17 protein-coding genes, 1 pseudogene and 1 other annotated feature are annotated in these 14,749 nt (G+C 55.3%); of the genes and pseudogenes, 5 read left to right on the top strand and 13 right to left on the bottom strand.

Going from position 1 to position 14,749, the window contains the following annotated elements:
• The first annotated feature begins 94 nt into the window (after positions 1–94).
• On the top strand, positions 95–331 hold the full coding sequence (gene ycgZ / locus ACN1CO_RS06595) for a regulatory protein YcgZ (RefSeq protein WP_419138332.1): 237 nt from the start codon (positions 95–97) through the stop codon (positions 329–331).
• Between the two features lie 7 nt (positions 332–338).
• Here ycgZ and ACN1CO_RS06590 read toward each other — a convergent pair whose 3' ends face one another.
• Together ACN1CO_RS06590 and ACN1CO_RS06585 are read right to left on the bottom strand one after the other, a co-directional pair.
• On the bottom strand, positions 339–524 hold the full coding sequence (locus ACN1CO_RS06590; protein ID WP_090960535.1) for a hypothetical protein: 186 nt from the start codon (positions 522–524) through the stop codon (positions 339–341).
• Between the two features lie 76 nt (positions 525–600).
• The gene (locus tag ACN1CO_RS06585) at positions 601–897 is read right to left on the bottom strand and encodes a YciI family protein (RefSeq protein WP_003853909.1); all 297 of its coding nucleotides are present in this window, start codon (positions 895–897) and stop codon (positions 601–603) included.
• A 197-nt stretch (positions 898–1,094) separates the two neighbouring features.
• On the opposite strand from ACN1CO_RS06585, the gene tonB reads away from it, so the two are divergent.
• Positions 1,095–1,838, top strand: a complete 744-nt coding sequence (gene tonB / locus ACN1CO_RS06580) for a TonB system transport protein TonB (RefSeq protein WP_419138331.1) — start codon at positions 1,095–1,097, stop codon at positions 1,836–1,838.
• 36 nt (positions 1,839–1,874) lie between these two features.
• Here tonB and yciA read toward each other — a convergent pair whose 3' ends face one another.
• From yciA to ACN1CO_RS06560, 4 genes are read right to left on the bottom strand one after another with little or no spacing between them, the layout of a single operon-like run.
• A complete protein-coding gene (yciA, locus tag ACN1CO_RS06575; RefSeq protein WP_419138330.1) occupies positions 1,875–2,297 on the bottom strand; it encodes an acyl-CoA thioester hydrolase YciA in 423 nt (140 codons plus the stop codon).
• A 60-nt stretch (positions 2,298–2,357) separates the two neighbouring features.
• Complete coding sequence (locus ACN1CO_RS06570) at positions 2,358–2,897, bottom strand: septation protein A (protein ID WP_419138329.1); 540 nt, start codon at positions 2,895–2,897, stop codon at positions 2,358–2,360.
• Between the two features lie 51 nt (positions 2,898–2,948).
• A complete protein-coding gene (locus ACN1CO_RS06565; RefSeq protein ID WP_419138328.1) occupies positions 2,949–3,683 on the bottom strand; it encodes a YciC family protein in 735 nt (244 codons plus the stop codon).
• 27 nt (positions 3,684–3,710) lie between these two features.
• Complete coding sequence (locus ACN1CO_RS06560; RefSeq protein WP_419138327.1) at positions 3,711–4,127, bottom strand: YkgJ family cysteine cluster protein; 417 nt, start codon at positions 4,125–4,127, stop codon at positions 3,711–3,713.
• Between the two features lie 250 nt (positions 4,128–4,377).
• Between ACN1CO_RS06560 and ompW the strand changes: the two genes are divergently transcribed.
• Positions 4,378–5,013, top strand: coding sequence for an outer membrane protein OmpW (ompW, locus tag ACN1CO_RS06555; RefSeq protein ID WP_175501398.1), 636 nt, complete (start codon positions 4,378–4,380; stop codon positions 5,011–5,013).
• A gap of 48 nt (positions 5,014–5,061) precedes the next feature.
• On the opposite strand, the gene ACN1CO_RS06550 is transcribed toward ompW, so the two are convergent.
• The 6 genes and pseudogenes from ACN1CO_RS06550 to ACN1CO_RS06525 all read right to left on the bottom strand — a co-directional run bounded on the left by ACN1CO_RS06550 (position 5,062) and on the right by ACN1CO_RS06525 (position 12,089).
• On the bottom strand, positions 5,062–5,376 hold the full coding sequence (locus ACN1CO_RS06550) for a BON domain-containing protein (RefSeq protein WP_003853895.1): 315 nt from the start codon (positions 5,374–5,376) through the stop codon (positions 5,062–5,064).
• Between the two features lie 149 nt (positions 5,377–5,525).
• Positions 5,526–6,329 carry a tryptophan synthase subunit alpha gene (gene trpA, locus ACN1CO_RS06545; RefSeq protein ID WP_419138326.1) on the bottom strand — a complete coding sequence of 268 codons (804 nt, stop codon included), beginning with the start codon at positions 6,327–6,329 and terminating at the stop codon, positions 5,526–5,528.
• The gene (trpB, locus tag ACN1CO_RS06540; protein WP_419138325.1) at positions 6,329–7,519 is read right to left on the bottom strand and encodes a tryptophan synthase subunit beta; all 1,191 of its coding nucleotides are present in this window, start codon (positions 7,517–7,519) and stop codon (positions 6,329–6,331) included. The genes trpA and trpB overlap by 1 nt, the downstream gene beginning before the upstream one ends.
• 46 nt (positions 7,520–7,565) lie before the next feature.
• Positions 7,566–8,927: a bifunctional indole-3-glycerol-phosphate synthase TrpC/phosphoribosylanthranilate isomerase TrpF gene (gene trpCF, locus ACN1CO_RS06535; RefSeq protein WP_419138324.1), complete on the bottom strand. Its 1,362-nt coding sequence runs from the start codon at positions 8,925–8,927 to the stop codon at positions 7,566–7,568.
• 2 nt (positions 8,928–8,929) lie between these two features.
• A pseudogene (gene trpD, locus ACN1CO_RS06530) lies at positions 8,930–10,524 on the bottom strand (bifunctional anthranilate synthase glutamate amidotransferase component TrpG/anthranilate phosphoribosyltransferase TrpD).
• A complete protein-coding gene (locus ACN1CO_RS06525) occupies positions 10,524–12,089 on the bottom strand; it encodes an anthranilate synthase component 1 (protein WP_419138323.1) in 1,566 nt (521 codons plus the stop codon). The pseudogene trpD and the gene ACN1CO_RS06525 overlap by 1 nt, the downstream one beginning before the upstream one ends.
• 24 nt (positions 12,090–12,113) lie before the next feature.
• Positions 12,114–12,215, bottom strand: a sequence feature (Trp leader region).
• Positions 12,216–12,368: 153 nt separating this feature from the next.
• Here ACN1CO_RS06525 and rnm point away from each other — a divergent pair.
• Positions 12,369–13,253 carry an RNase RNM gene (gene rnm / locus ACN1CO_RS06520; RefSeq protein ID WP_419138322.1) on the top strand — a complete coding sequence of 295 codons (885 nt, stop codon included), beginning with the start codon at positions 12,369–12,371 and terminating at the stop codon, positions 13,251–13,253.
• A gap of 12 nt (positions 13,254–13,265) precedes the next feature.
• Complete coding sequence (locus ACN1CO_RS06515; protein WP_419138321.1) at positions 13,266–13,886, top strand: L-threonylcarbamoyladenylate synthase; 621 nt, start codon at positions 13,266–13,268, stop codon at positions 13,884–13,886.
• A gap of 12 nt (positions 13,887–13,898) precedes the next feature.
• On the opposite strand, the gene ACN1CO_RS06510 is transcribed toward ACN1CO_RS06515, so the two are convergent.
• Entirely contained in the window at positions 13,899–14,546 is a 648-nt protein-coding gene (locus ACN1CO_RS06510) for a serine protease (RefSeq protein ID WP_419138320.1), read from the bottom strand.
• Positions 14,547–14,749 lie beyond the last annotated feature (203 nt).

Here is a 14,749-nt window from a genome sequence, read left to right as displayed (position 1 = left end):
ATATAATGAACTAAATATCTGTACAGGATGAATATTCTTGTATAGCTTTACCGCATCGGTTAGTAACCTAAAACAAACTTAATGAGGCTCAACCATGCAGACTAACGTTCATATTCCCGCTTCAGTTTCTGACATCACCGCTTATCTGCATAGCGCTGCGCAACCTTCTCAGCAGGCTATTCTGGGTTCTGTAGTAGCCGAAATTGTCCAGTCAGGCCGAACTCTGAACCGTAAAGCGATCTGCTCGAAACTGATTGGTCGTTTACAGCATGTCACCAGCCCGGAAGAAGAGCAGCATTATCACGCGCTGATTAGACTCATTCTCGATTAAGAGATGCTTAACCCGCGAGACGTTGTGCCGACATCATCAGCGTCACGTTCACCAGTTGCAGTGCCGCCGCCAGCACGACCAGCATCACAATCCACTGCTTTTTATTACGCCAGCCCTGGCTGCGCCAGAGATAGACTGCGCCGCCAATAAGGCCGGTAATAATTGCCAGCAGCCCCAGAATGATTATCTGCATTTTTTCTCTCTACACGATCAAAACAAAAATGGCTTCTGTGCCAGGCACAGAAGCCATTTTCACTGCACGATTTCTATCAGAAGACGCGTTTAAACGGTTTGACTGAAACCTGTTTGTAGACGCCTGCGGCAAAGTAAGGGTCATCCTGCGCCCAGGATTGCGCGGCTTCCAGTGATGGGAACTCAGCGATCACGGTTGAGCCGGTGAAGCCCGCTACACCAGGATCGTTGCTATCCACAGCAGGCATCGGGCCTGCGATGATCAGGCGTCCCTCTTCCTGCAACAGTTTGAGGCGCGCCAGGTGGGCAGGGCGCACGGCGTTACGTTTTTCCAGTGACTCTGCAGTATCTTCTGCATAAATGACGTAAAGCACTAAGGAACTCCTGGTTATCAGAATTTTGCAACACGTTAAGGGATTGACGATTAGAGTGCAAACGAAACCTGTGGGCGGTTAAAGGCTCAGCATAAAGGGCTAAAAAGCGCTTTTCTTCAGGCGGGATGGCGGGAGTTATTGAAACTGATTGCTATTTGCATTTAAAATCGCTGCTCTATTCAATCACTGCGACTGTTATGACCACGCTGACTATGCCATTACCTAAACGCACGCCTGTCTCCATGCTGTTGTCTGTTGCTCTGCATGGGGTCGTGATTGCCGGAATTCTGTATGCGTCATTCCAGCAGGTGAGTGAGGTCCCTAAAGCGTCGCAGCCAATTAGCGTAACCATGGTCGCGCCTGACGTTCAGCCCGAGCCTGCACCGGCCATCGTGCAGCCGCCTGCGCCGCAGCCCGAACCGCAGCCTGAACCGGAACCGCAGCCCGTGCCCGAACCGCCGAAAGCGGAACCGGTACCTATTCCCAAGCCTGAACCGAAGCCAAAGCCGAAACCCAAACCTGAGCACAAGCGGGAGCAGCCAAAACGTGAGGTGAAGCCGCGTCAGGTAAGTAAACCCCAGGCCGACCCGTTTAAGCAGGAAGCCCCATTGACGCAGAGCAAACCGGCGACTGCGCCAAAAGCTACGCCGTCACCCTCGGCGTCGGCATCAACTGGCCCTAAAGCGCTGAGTGTGAGTAAGCCAGGTTATCCGCAGCGTGCCTTTGCATTGCGCGTAGAAGGCCGTGTGCGGGTGAAATTTGATGTGGATAGCGACGGACGGGTAGATAACATCCAGATCGTCTCTGCTGAGCCACGCAATATGTTTGAGCGGGAAGTAAAGCAGGCAATGAAAAAGTGGCGCTACCAGAGTGGACAGCCAGGACAGGGGCTGACAATGAATATCGTATTTAAGATTAATGGCGGTGCCAGCCTGGAGTAAGGCACCGGGTCAGGCAGAAGCCGCCTGACCCGTTACTTATTCGGCATGTTGCTGATTGGCGCGACCGGCAGGCAGAGGACGTGAATTGCCCTCGTTATCGACCGCGACGTAAATAAAGACCGCTTCAGTAGCACAGTATGTCTGTCCAATCGGCTCAGACGACACTTTTTTGATCCACACTTCAACGTTAATTGTCATGGAACTGTTGCCGGTACGGAGACAGCTCGCATGGCAGCTCACCACATCGCCCACCGCAACGGGCTTCATGAATGACATGCCGTCGACGCGTACCGTGACCACGCGTCCTTCAGCGATCTCTTTCGCCAGGATAGCGCCACCCATATCCATCTGTGACATCAGCCAGCCACCAAAAATATCGCCATTGGCGTTGGTATCAGCCGGCATGGCGAGCGTACGCAGCACCATTTCGCCTTGCGGCAATTTATGTTTTTCGCCCATTGCTTCCACTTTTTTATGCAGGTGAATGCTAAAAAAATGCCCGGCGAGCCGGGCAGATGATTATTTTTGTTCCTGCTGCGGCATCTGTCGCCAGATGTAAAGCCCGCTGAGCAGGGTAAACAGTAAGGTCAGACCGGAAAGACCGAACACTTTAAAGTTAACCCAAAACGCCTGAGATAACCAAAATGCAACATAGATGTTTACCAGGCCGCAGATCAGGAAGAACAGCGCCCAGGCAACGTTGAGCCTGCGCCATACTGCATCGGGCAGCTGCAGTTCTTTGCCCAGCATGCGCTGAATCAGCGTCTGCTCCATAAAAAACTGGCTGTAGAGCAGGGCGGCGGCAAACAGGCTGTAGATCACCGTGACTTTCCACTTAATGAACTCATCGTTGTGGAACACCAGCGTCAGGGTGCCAAAGATGGCCACCAGCACAAAGGTGAAAATCGTCATCTTTTCCAGCTTGCGATAGAGCACCCAGCTGATCACCAGCGCCAGACCGGTCGCGACAATCAGAGCGCCCGAGGCGACAAAAATGTCATACAGCTTGTAGAAGATGAAAAAGACCACCAGGGGGAGAAAGTCGAGTAGCTGCTTCATAGTTTTTCCATTCAGAGTTGGCTGCAAATGTGCCCTCAGGCACACCGTCAATCAACGTAACAGCATATAGAGCCGATAGAGATAGATAATCAACATCGCTGAAACCACATTGCCAGCCGCAGTGAAAATCACCGAAGAAACATTCAGCGGTAATACCGTCAGCGAAGAGAAGAACAGCATCACTATCACTTTAGCCAGCAGCCAGAGCAGAATGGCGGGGGCAATCAGCCTCACATTCTTCCACGCCATCCGCATGCTGGCGCGCATCGCGGCAAAGACACCCATCTTCTCACTGGCGACCATTACCGGTGCCAGCGACAGCAGCATTGTCAGCAGAATGCCCGGCACCACCAGCACCATAAAGCCCAGCTGCGCCACCAGCGTCATCAGGAAGGTGAGCAGCAGCAGCTTTGGCAGCAGCGGAGCTGACGCACCAATCGCCCGCAGCGCACTGACACGCTGGCCGGAAGAGACCATCGGAATCAGATAGAGCATGCCGCCCAGCAGCAACGTATTCCCCATCAGCGCAGCAAACGTGCTGGCCGCCGAGGCACGCAGCAGCACCTGCTGCTGTTCCGGTGACATATTCTGCACCATCTCAAACAACGAACTGGCACTGTCATCGCCCTGTTGCAGGATGGCCATCTGATCGGCGCCGGGTGTCAGCACATGCACCAGCATGACGGTGACAAAAGCGGCCAGCAGCGACATCAACAGCACTGTAGAGAGTTGATGGCGCGCAAAATTTCCTGTGTCACGGTATAACGAGCTTGCCGTGATAGACATGTACTCTCCTTGGAGGAACCGGGTTAATTAACCCGGCGATTGTACATGTTCTGGCAGCTCCGGGGCACCCGGCAGGGCATAACTTTCTGTAATATGAGGTAAAGAGGGTGCAAAAAGGGCAGGAAGGCCGTAACGCGCGCGGGCGCGATCGCAGGCTTCATTATGGATACCCGCTTCACCGGACAGAGTAAACTCCCGACAGGGTGTCGGACGCTGTTCGTAGATACCGCAGGAGACACAGCCGCCAACGTCGCCCTGCAGCGCAACGCAGCGGGGCGCTGCGCTGTTAGTGCCACGCATATTGCGCATTAACAGGCTGAGCGGCTCGGTTAATTCGGTCGGCACCGGACCGCCCGCATCATCGGCTTCAGCCCAGTAAAATGAGACACGGAAATAGGCGCAGCAGGCGCCACAGCTGACACAAGGGTTAGATATTTCACTCATTTGATCACCCGCCCCTCCCAGGGCATCGAACCAAAATCCACAATGAAGATAAGCAACATAGAGCGGGCAAAATTATTCAGCAAGGGGAATTTTGCTGCGCCAGCCCTGGCCGAAATTGATCTAAATCAATCCATTGTTTTATAAGCACTTTATCTGAAGGGTACTGAGTGCAATTTTCTGTAAATCACGTTAAATAATTGCCAGCAAAAAAGCGATGACGTTCGCTATTTTAACATTAAGCAAAGGAGTGATGATGAAACTGGCAAAATGCGCGATGCTGCTGGCTCTGGCTTTACCCCAGCTGGCAATGGCCCACGAAGCGGGCGACTTCTTTATGCGGGCCGGTAGCGCCACCGTCCGTCCCACTGAAGGTTCTGATAATGTGCTGGGAATGGGCGAGTTCAGCGCGTCCAACGACACGCAGCTGGGCCTGACCTTTACCTACATGGCCACGGACAACATTGGTGTCGAGTTACTGGCGGCCACGCCATTCCGTCATAAAGTGGGTCTTGGTCCGACCGGCACGCTGGCTACCGTGCGCCAGTTACCGCCAACGCTGATGGCGCAGTACTACTTCTTTGACAGTAAGAGCAAAGCGCGTCCTTACATTGGCGTGGGTATCAACTACACCACCTTTTACGATGCCGATTTCAACCAGACAGGCCGCGATGCGGGCCTGACCGATCTTAGTGTCAAGGATTCCTGGGGTGTGGCAGGTCAGGTCGGTCTGGATTACCAGATTAACCGTGACTGGATGCTGAATGCGTCGGTGTGGTACATGGATATTGATACAGAAGTGAAGTTTAAAGCCGGTGGCGAGCAGCAGAACATCAATATGCGCATCGATCCGTGGGTCTTCTTCTTCGGTGCGGGTTACCGCTTCTGATGATAAAAAGGCCGCTGAATCAGCGGCCTTTTTTTGTCTGTTACGACGTTATTTGATCTGCATATTGTTGACGACTGACTTCACGCCTGGCACGCTGCGCGTAACCTGAACGGCACGATTAGCCATCTGTGGTGATGAAACAAAGCCGCTCAGCTGAACTTTACCTTTGAAGGTTTCTACGTTGATTTCAGTTGATTTCAGCGACTCGTCTTTCAGCAGTTCACCTTTAACTTTTGTGGTCACCACGGTGTCATCAATATAGCCACCGGTTCCCTCTTTGGTTGCGGTTGGCGCACAGGCGCTCAGTGTCAGCGCAACAACGCCAGCCAGTACAGCACCTGTCAGCAGTTTAACGAATTTCATTGCTTTCTCTCCCTGTCACAAATTGGATGCGACGTTACCGTAACGACGCTTTGTCATTGTGGTGCAGATTTTGCAAAAAGGGCAAATAGCGGAATGAAAAAAAAGGAAACAAATCATGCCTTATCGCGTGATAAGGCATGATGGCAGGATTAACGGCTGGCGGCTTTGAGGCGGCTGACGAAATTCTTCAGTTCGCTCAGCATCACTTCAGGTTCTGAATGATGCTTTTCAATGATTCTGACAATGGCAGAACCGGAGATAGCACCCGCGGCACCGGAAGCGATCGCTTCTTTAACCTGTTCAGGTTCTGAGATACCAAAGCCCTGCAGCGGCGGCGCGGCATGATATTCACGCAGCTTGTCGATCAGGTGCTTCAGCGGCAGGCTGGCGCGGTTTTCCGCACCGGTAACGCCCGCGCGTGACAGCAGGTAGGTGTAACCCCGTCCGTGCGACGCAATCTCACGCAGCAGCTCGTCGCTGGCGTTAGGCGGACAGATAAAGATAGGTGCCACGCCGTGACGCAGAGCCGCCTGACGGAAAGGCGCAGACTCTTCAACCGGCACATCCGCCACCAGCACTGAATCAACACCAGCTTCTGCACAACGGGCATAGAACTCATCCACGCCGTTAGTAAAGACCAGATTGGCGTACATCAGCAAACCAATCGGCAGAACCGGATATTTACGGCGGATAGTCGCCAGCATCTCAAAACACTGGCTGGTATTGGTGCCCGCCGCAAAGGCGCGCAGCGTCGCGTTCTGAATGGTCGGCCCATCCGCCAGAGGATCGGAGAAGGGAATACCCAGCTCCAGCGCATCTGCACCACCTTCAACCAGCGCATCAATCACGCGCAGTGAAAGCTCAGGGGAAGGGTCGCCCAGCGTAACAAAAGGAACGAAAGCGCCTTCGTTATTCGCTGACAGACGGGTAAAAAGTTGATTGTAACGTTCCATCAGATTTCTCCCTGCGCTGTCAAAATGTCATGAACGGTGAAAATATCTTTGTCGCCACGTCCAGAGAGGTTGACCACAATCAACTGCTCTTTTTCCGGCTCAGCGTGAATCATCTTCAGGGCGTGTGCCAGGGCGTGAGACGACTCCAGCGCCGGAATAATCCCTTCCGCACGAGACAGCAGTTTAAAGGCGTCCATCGCTTCGTTATCGGTAATGGAGACATACTCCGCACGACCGATGCTGTTGAGGTGCGCATGCTGCGGACCAACCGACGGGAAGTCGAGACCGGCAGAGATTGAGTAAGACTCCTCAATCTGGCCGTCATGGGTCTGCATCATCGGCGATTTCATACCGAAGTAGATGCCGACGCGACCGTGCTTAAGCGGTGCGCCATGCTCGCCGGTTTCGATGCCGTGGCCTGCTGGCTCTACGCCGATCAGCTTCACGCTGGCCTCATCGATAAAGTCGGCAAACATCCCAATAGCATTGGAGCCACCACCCACACAGGCGAGGATCGCGTCGGGCAGGCGTCCCTCTCTTTCCAGAATCTGCTTTTTAGTCTCTTCGCCAATCATGCGCTGGAACTCACGTACAATAGTCGGGAAGGGATGCGGACCCGCTGCGGTGCCGAGCATATAGTGTGAGGTCTCGTAGCTGCCAGACCAGTCGCGCAGCGCTTCGTTACAGGCATCTTTCAGCGTGGCGGAGCCGCTGTGAACCGGGATCACTTCTGCGCCCATCAGACGCATACGGAACACGTTAGGTGACTGACGCTCGACATCTTTCGCGCCCATATAGATGCGGCATTTCATGCCCAGCAGTGCACAGGCCAGCGCTGAAGCCACGCCGTGCTGACCGGCGCCGGTTTCGGCAATGATTTCGTTTTTGCCCATGCGTTTGGCTAACAGCGCCTGACCCAGCACCTGGTTGGTTTTGTGCGCGCCACCGTGCAGCAGATCTTCACGCTTCAGATAGAGGCGGGTTTTGGTGCCTTTGGTCAGGTTTTTGCACAGCGTCAGGGCAGTAGGACGACCCGCGTAGTTCTTTAGCAGGTCGGTAAACTCGGCCTGAAACTCAGGATCTTTCTGGGCGTCGACAAATGCCTGTTCCAGCTGGCGCAGGGCTGGCATCAGGATCTGCGGAACATACATTCCGCCAAATTCGCCAAAGTAGGGATTGAGTAACGTCATTTTTTATCTTCCTTTCTCGGGCCCGCCGTTGAGCAGGCCGGGCAAATCAGTAGGCACGCAGTGTCTGAAACACCGCGGCAATTTTACGGGCATCTTTGATGCCAGGCGCGCTTTCCACGCCAGAGTTGAAGTCCAGTCCGGCACAGCCCAGCTGCGCGGCTTCAACACAGTTATCTGCGCTCAGGCCACCAGCCAGCAGCACATTGTTCAGGTTCTGACCCTGTAACAGCGACCAGTCGAAACGCTGTCCGGTGCCGCCATCGCCATTATCAAACACATAGCGGTCAACGTGCGGCCAGTCGCGCGCCGGTAGTACGCCTTCAATACGCAGCGCCTTCCAGATTTGAATCTCTGCTGGCAGAGCCGCGCGCAGTTCGGCCACAAATTCTGGCGTCTCGTTGCCATGCAGCTGAACGGCTGACAGTGAAAGTGTCGTGGCTTGAGTTACAACGTCACTGACTGAGTTGTTGCGGAACACGCCGACATAGCGCAGGGGTGCGGCGGCAATCACGGTCTGCGCCGTGGCGGTGTCAATCTGGCGCGGTGAACCTTCAGCGAAGATCAGACCGCCGTAGATCGCGCCGGCTTCATAGGCGGCACGCGCATCTTCAGCGCGGGTTAAACCGCAGACTTTATTGCTGCCCAGTGTGACGCGACGCACTGCGCCGGTCAGGTCCGCTTCTTCCATCAGGGCTGAGCCGATCAGGAAGCCGTTCGCGAAGTGGCTCAGCTCGCGGATATCGGCATAGCTGTTAATGCCCGATTCGCTGATCACCGTGACGCCGTGCGACAGGCGTGGCGCCAGCTGGCGGGTACGGTTGAGATCGATAGAGAGGTCACGCAGATCGCGGTTGTTAATGCCGACGACTCTGGCCTGCAGCGCGATAGCCCGCTCCAGTTCTTCTTCATTACTCACTTCCGTCAGAATGCCCATCTTCAGGCTGTGTGCCACGGCGGCCAGCTGACGATACTGCTCATCATCCAGCACCGAGAGCATCAGCAGGATCGCATCCGCCTGGTAGTAACGGGCCAGATAGATCTGGTAAGGGTCGATGATAAAATCTTTGCACAGCACCGGCTGGGTGATGGCGGCGCTGACAATCGGCAGAAAGGCGAAGTCACCCTGAAAATATTTTTCATCGGTCAGCACGGACACCGCAGAAGCGTAATGGCGGTAAACCCCGGCGATGGCGGCCGGATCGAAATCCTCGCGAATCACGCCTTTTGACGGTGACGCCTTTTTACACTCCAGGATAAACGCGGTTCTTGCACCCTGCAGCGCATCGTAGAAATGACGGCTGGCAGGTTCAATGCTGTTCTGAAAGGTGGAGAGAGGCTGCTGCTGCTGACGGGCTTCAACCCAAATCGCTTTGTCCTGAACAATTTTTTCTAACACGGTGCCTTTCATGATTATCCTCTTGCTGCCAGTGCGACTACACGCTCATAAGCCTGTCCGCTGCGGATGGCGTTAAGCGCCTGCTGTGCGTTTTCACGCAGATCTTCCTGACCGAATACTTTAAGCAACATCGCCACGTTAACGGCGACCGCCTCCTCATGGGCCTGCTGGCCATTACCCTGGAGTAAAGCCGTCAGAATGTCACGATTTTCTTCCGGCGAGCCGCCCGCCAGCGCCTCTTTGGGATGGAACCCAAAACCAAAGTCTTCTGGCGACAGCTGATAGCGGGTAATTTCCCCTTCACGCAGTTCCGCCACATGGGTCACATCGTGCAGCGCCACTTCATCCATACCGCCACCGTGAACCACCGCCGCACGCTGATAACCCAGCACTTTCAGGGTCTGCGCAATCGGCATAACCAGTTCCGGGCTGTAAACACCGATCACCGCCAGTGGAGGACGCGCCGGGTTGATCAGCGGACCTAACACATTAAACAGCGTGCGGGTCTTCAGCTGCTGACGGACCGGCATCGCGTGGCGAAAGCCCGTGTGATACTGCGGTGCAAACAGGAAGCAGACGTTCAGATCGTCCAGCGCCTGGCGCGCCCGGTCAGCGGGCATATCCAGATTGATGCCAAAAGCGGCCAGCAGATCGGACGAACCGGATTTACTGGAGACGCTGCGGTTACCGTGCTTCGCCACTTTCAGACCGCATGTCGCGGCCACAAAGGCGCTGGCCGTCGAAATATTAATGCTGTTACTGCCATCGCCGCCGGTGCCCACGATATCGGCAAACGCGTAATCCGGGCGGGGAAACGGTTTAGCATCTTCCAGCAGCGCCGTAGCGGCACCGGCGATCTCTTCCGGCGTTTCACCGCGCACTTTCATGGCGATCAGCGCGGCAGCGAGCTGCGTTGGCTCCAGCTGTCCGGTAATAATGGCGCTGAACAGCTGATGACTCTCAGCCTGATTCAGCGTCTGCGCCTGGTAAAGTTTTTCCAGTGTCTGTTGCATCGTTATTCTCCCTGTTACTTCGCCAGCGCCCAGGCCAGCGTCTGCTCAAGCAGTCGCGCGCCCTGAGAAGTCAAAATCGATTCAGGATGGAACTGAAACCCGCAGGCGCGATCGGTTTCATGGCGAACGGCCATTACCATCCCGTTGTAACTGGCGTTGACCGTCAGCTCATCCGGCGTGTTGCTGCCCACCAGCGAGTGATAGCGCGCCACCGGCAGCGGATTGCTCAGGCCGGCAAACATCGCCTCGCCGTCATGGACAATAGAAGAGGCTTTGCCGTGCAGGATCTCGCCTGCCTGACCCACATGGCCGCCATAGGCTTCCACAATCGCCTGATGGCCCAGACAGATGCCGATAATCGGCAGACGGCCGCGCAGCACCCGCAGCAACTCCGGCATACAGCCCGCGTCTTTTGGCGCGCCGGGGCCGGGGGAGAGCATCAGCACCGGATTTTCCATCCGCTGCAGCTGTTCAATTAACAGTTCTGCAGGCAGGTTGTTGCGGTAGATCACCACGTTGTGACCAAAGGTCCGCAGCTGATCAACCAGGTTGTAGGTAAAAGAGTCGATGTTATCGAGCAGCAGAATATCGGCCATCAGAAGATCTCCTTGCAGTGATGGGCAGTCGCGATAGCGCGCAGAACGGCCCGGGCTTTATTGCGGCTTTCATCCGCTTCAGCCTGCGGATTGGAATCCAGCACCACACCGGCGCCCGCCTGAACGGTGGCGACGCCATCTTCGACATAGGCCGAACGAATAACGATACAGGTATCGAGATCGCCCTGAGCGGTGAAGTAGCCCACCGCGCCGCCGTAGCTGCCGCGACGGGTGCGTTCAGCTCCGGCAATCAGTTGCATCGCACGAACTTTTGGCGCGCCGCTCAGGGTGCCCATATTCATACAGGCGCGATACGCGTGGAGCACATCGAGGTCGGCGCGCAGCGTGCCCACCACGCGGGAAACCAGATGCATCACAAATGAGTAGCGGTCGACTTTGGTCAGATCAGCCACATAACGGCTGCCGGGCACGCAGATACGCGCCAGATCGTTACGCGCCAGATCCACCAGCATCAGATGCTCAGCCAGCTCTTTATGGTCAGTGCGCATCTCCAGCTCAATACGGCTGTCGAGATCGCGGTCCAGTGAGCCATCGGCATGGCGACCACGTGGACGGGTACCGGCAATCGGGTAGATCTCAATCTGACGTGAGGTCGAGTCATACTTCAGCGAGCTTTCGGGCGAGGCGCCAAACAGAGAGAAATCCTGATCCTGCATAAAGAACATATACGGGCTTGGGTTGCTGTTTTTCAGCGTGTCGTAGGCGGCCAGCGGTGACGGGCACGGCAGCGAGAAGCGGCGCGACGGCACGACCTGGAAAATTTCGCCGATGCGAATCGCCTGCTGCATGGTGCGAACCACATCGCAATACTCTTCATCACTCTGGCTGGTGGTCAGCGTCATCTGTTCAACTGAATGAACCGGCAGAGCAGGCGCTGGCTGCAACATCTGACCATGTAATTGCTCAATGCGGCGTTGCAGGCGCTGGAACTCGCTGGTGGACGGGCAGAACAGGCTGGCCTGCAGACGCGCACTGCGGGTCTGGTGATCGATCACCAGTAAGGTCTCTGCCAGGTAGAAACAGTAATCGGGGCAGCGCTGCTGATTATCCAGCTCTGGCAGGGCTTCGAAACCGGCCACCAGATCGTAAGCAAACAACCCACCCAGCAGCACGGCTTCGCGCTCGTCGGCAGAGGAGTTAACCAGCTGGGGAATCAGGCGCAGTGCATCAAACACCGACAGTGCCTTAAGGCGTGAATCTTCGTCCTGCTGATGGTCGGTGCTCTGAGGGAAAGTCAGTTCGCGCCCATCGGGACGGACCTGATTGCTGACGGAGGCGGGCAGAGCCTCATCCAGCAGCGGCAGTACGGCTCGGCCATTTTCTGACAGCGCCTGAACGGTAACCTTATTACCCATGGCGCTGATACGCAGCGCACTGTCGACAATCAGCAGACTTTTTAAATTGCGCTTGCTGTCGATGTCGGCAGATTCGAGCAGCAGGGTTGCCGGACGTGCGCCGCACAGCTGATGAAACACTGCGGCCGGATCTTCGCGATAGGGCGCGTTGCCGGTAATCAACTTCACTGTAGGTTTCGCATTTGGCATGATGATTTCTCTGAATTTCGCTCAAAAAAAAAGCCCGCTCGGTGGCGGGCTCAGGTATTCGCACAGCGTTTACGCAAAGTGTGCACGACCCAGTCGCCCGTTTTCGGGAACATCGCGCCAACCGTTTAAATGCGTGATTACAACAGCCATGATTGAATACCCGTTACGTGTGAACTTGTGTACTAGTTAACGGGTTCAGGGCGGAAATGTCAATAGCCTTTTTCACTGAGCGTTAAAATCGTTATCATGCTGGCCGGTTTAGTTTCAGCAGGAGTTCTCTTGAGCGATATCGCCCGTTTCCCGGTTTATGATTTACACAGCCACACGCGTGCCTCCGATGGCTTACTGACGCCAGTCGCGCTGGTGCAGCGAGCCGTTGAGATGCGCGTCGGCGTACTGGCGATCACCGATCACGACAGCGTTGCAGGGGTAGAGGAAGCGCAGCAAACGGCACTCGACCTCGATTTACCGATAAAGGTGCTGGCAGGCGCAGAGATCTCCACGCTGTGGGAGAACCATGAGATTCACATCGTCGGCCTGAATATTGATATCCATCATCCGGCGATGGTGACCTTTCTGGCTGGACAACACGCCTGCCGTCGGATGCGGGCAGAAGAGATTGGTGAGCGACTCGCGAAGGCGCGCATCCCGGATGCGCTGGCGGGGGCGCTGCGACTGGCGGATGGCGGCATCATTACCCGTGGTCACTTTGCCCGCTTCCTGATCGAGCAGGGCAAAGCGGAGAACATGGCGCAGGTATTCAAAAATTATCTGGCGCGTGGCAAAACCGGCTACGTGCCGCCACAATGGTGTACAATTAAACAAGCTATTGATGCGATTCATCATTCTGGTGGTTGTGCCGTGCTGGCGCATCCCGGTCGTTACGGTTTATCGGCGAAGTGGCTTAAGCGACTGGTCGCCCATTTCCGCGAAGCGGGCGGCGATGCAATTGAAGTTGCTCAGTGCCAGCAGCCACCCAATGAGCGCACCACACTGGCGCAATACGCCAGAGATAATGAACTGGCCGCATCACAAGGTTCTGATTTTCATCAACCCTGCCCGTGGATTGAGTTGGGCCGCAAACTCTGGCTGCCCGCGGCGGTTGAGCCGGTCTGGGAACGCTTCCCGGATCTCGCTCCCAGCCTGGCAATCACGGAAAGGTGACACGAGGTTTTTATGAGTCAATTGTTTCACATTCATCCGGACAACCCACAGCCGCGCCTGATCAGTCAGGCGGTCGACTACCTGAACAAAGGCAGCGTCATCGTCTATCCTACCGATTCCGGCTATGCGCTGGGCTGTCGGCTGGAAGAGAAGGGCGCGATGGAGCGCATTTGCCGTATCCGTCAGCTCGACGGGCACCACAACTTCACCCTGATGTGCCGGGATCTCTCTGAGCTGTCGGTCTATTCGCAGGTGGGCAACTCCGCCTTCCGCCTGCTGAAAAACAACACGCCAGGCAACTACACCTTTATTCTTAAGGCGACCAAAGAAGTGCCGCGTCGCCTGATGAATGACAAACGTAAGACCATTGGTCTGCGTGTGCCTTCGAATCCAGTGGCGCTGGCACTGCTGGAAGCGCTTAATCAGCCGATGATGTCGACCTCATTAATCCTGCCGGGCAACGATTTCACCGAGTCTGACCCGGAAGAGATCCAGCACAGCATTGGTAAACTGGTCGATCTGATCATTGACGGCGGTACGCTGGGGCAACAGCCAACCACGGTGGTCGATCTGACCACCGATGCGCCGGAAATCGTGCGTGAAGGCGTGGGCGACACCCGCCCGTTCCTGTAATTAAGTCGGGCTTCAGACACCGTGGGTCGGTGTCTGAGCCAGATTCGACTCTAACCAGTTCTTAAACTGGCCGTACGGAATATAAAGTGACACATCTTTCAGAATCACTTTGTTATTTCGCCCATTCTTAATCGAATCAGAATAGCCAACAATAACGCCGCTCAGCGTATCATCACGGTTATAAACACCGCCGCCCGACATTCCCTGAACCACGCCTGCGTTAGACGCCATTGCGATACAGGGACTTTTATTCCAGTCATTCCGGATTGCCGTGCGGGCTAAATTCACCCCGGTAGACTCAACCGGCATCGCGGAAATAAAACTGTAGCCATACATTTTAACGGGATCGCCGATGTCACCGCTGCGGAATTTAGCCAGCGTGCCGGCATCATTCTTGTGATAAATAATCGCAAGGTCGCAATAAGGGTGATAAGACTTCACGCGCTGCACGGCAGTTTTAGCAACATGCGCAGCGGTGAGGCTATATTCAGGCGTCAGAGGTATGCTGGTGCCCAGTGTGCCGAGACCGAGGATCGTCGGAATGCCAGTCACGCTCATATCTACGTGCTGCATCGCCGTACGACTGTACTCAGTGTGGCCCACAGAGCACCCGCTCAGGACCAGTGCAGCAAGCACCGGGCACAGAAACAGGTTTCTCATGATGGTTTTCTTTATTCAGGCATGTCGGGAAATCCCTGGTGAAGATTTTTGACATGCAAGCAAGGTTCATCACTGAACCGTATTAACGCAACAACTCCGGATGCGCCGGTTTATTGGATTAATGTAAAAACACTATTTTTATTAACGAATGAAATAAGCCAGACGGTAATCTCGCAAGACCGCTTTATCGCGTGCTTTGCTTT

Origin of the sequence: Pantoea sp. R13S299 (assembly GCF_048515925.1) — a bacterium.
GTDB lineage: Bacteria > Pseudomonadota > Gammaproteobacteria > Enterobacterales > Enterobacteriaceae > Pantoea.
The sequence above is the reverse complement of the archived record's forward strand: the minus strand, read 5'-3'. Positions and strand labels throughout refer to the sequence as shown.

Bases quoted from the DNA above. Each gene is read 5' to 3' on its own strand.
- ycgZ (WP_419138332.1), top strand. From the start codon at position 95: ATGCAGACTAACGTTCATATTCCCGCTTCAGTTTCTGACATCACCGCT.
- ACN1CO_RS06590 (WP_090960535.1), bottom strand. From the start codon at position 524: ATGCAGATAATCATTCTGGGGCTGCTGGCAATTATTACCGGCCTTATT.
- tonB (WP_419138331.1), top strand. From the start codon at position 1,095: ATGACCACGCTGACTATGCCATTACCTAAACGCACGCCTGTCTCCATG.
- yciA (WP_419138330.1), bottom strand. From the start codon at position 2,297: ATGGGCGAAAAACATAAATTGCCGCAAGGCGAAATGGTGCTGCGTACG.
- ACN1CO_RS06570 (WP_419138329.1), bottom strand. From the start codon at position 2,897: ATGAAGCAGCTACTCGACTTTCTCCCCCTGGTGGTCTTTTTCATCTTC.
- ACN1CO_RS06565 (WP_419138328.1), bottom strand. From the start codon at position 3,683: ATGTCTATCACGGCAAGCTCGTTATACCGTGACACAGGAAATTTTGCG.
- ACN1CO_RS06560 (WP_419138327.1), bottom strand. From the start codon at position 4,127: ATGAGTGAAATATCTAACCCTTGTGTCAGCTGTGGCGCCTGCTGCGCC.
- ompW (WP_175501398.1), top strand. From the start codon at position 4,378: ATGATGAAACTGGCAAAATGCGCGATGCTGCTGGCTCTGGCTTTACCC.
- ACN1CO_RS06550 (WP_003853895.1), bottom strand. From the start codon at position 5,376: ATGAAATTCGTTAAACTGCTGACAGGTGCTGTACTGGCTGGCGTTGTT.
- trpA (WP_419138326.1), bottom strand. From the start codon at position 6,329: ATGGAACGTTACAATCAACTTTTTACCCGTCTGTCAGCGAATAACGAA.
- trpB (WP_419138325.1), bottom strand. From the start codon at position 7,519: ATGACGTTACTCAATCCCTACTTTGGCGAATTTGGCGGAATGTATGTT.
- trpCF (WP_419138324.1), bottom strand. From the start codon at position 8,927: ATGAAAGGCACCGTGTTAGAAAAAATTGTTCAGGACAAAGCGATTTGG.
- ACN1CO_RS06525 (WP_419138323.1), bottom strand. From the start codon at position 12,089: ATGCCAAATGCGAAACCTACAGTGAAGTTGATTACCGGCAACGCGCCC.
- ACN1CO_RS06515 (WP_419138321.1), top strand. From the start codon at position 13,266: ATGAGTCAATTGTTTCACATTCATCCGGACAACCCACAGCCGCGCCTG.
- ACN1CO_RS06510 (WP_419138320.1), bottom strand. From the start codon at position 14,546: ATGAGAAACCTGTTTCTGTGCCCGGTGCTTGCTGCACTGGTCCTGAGC.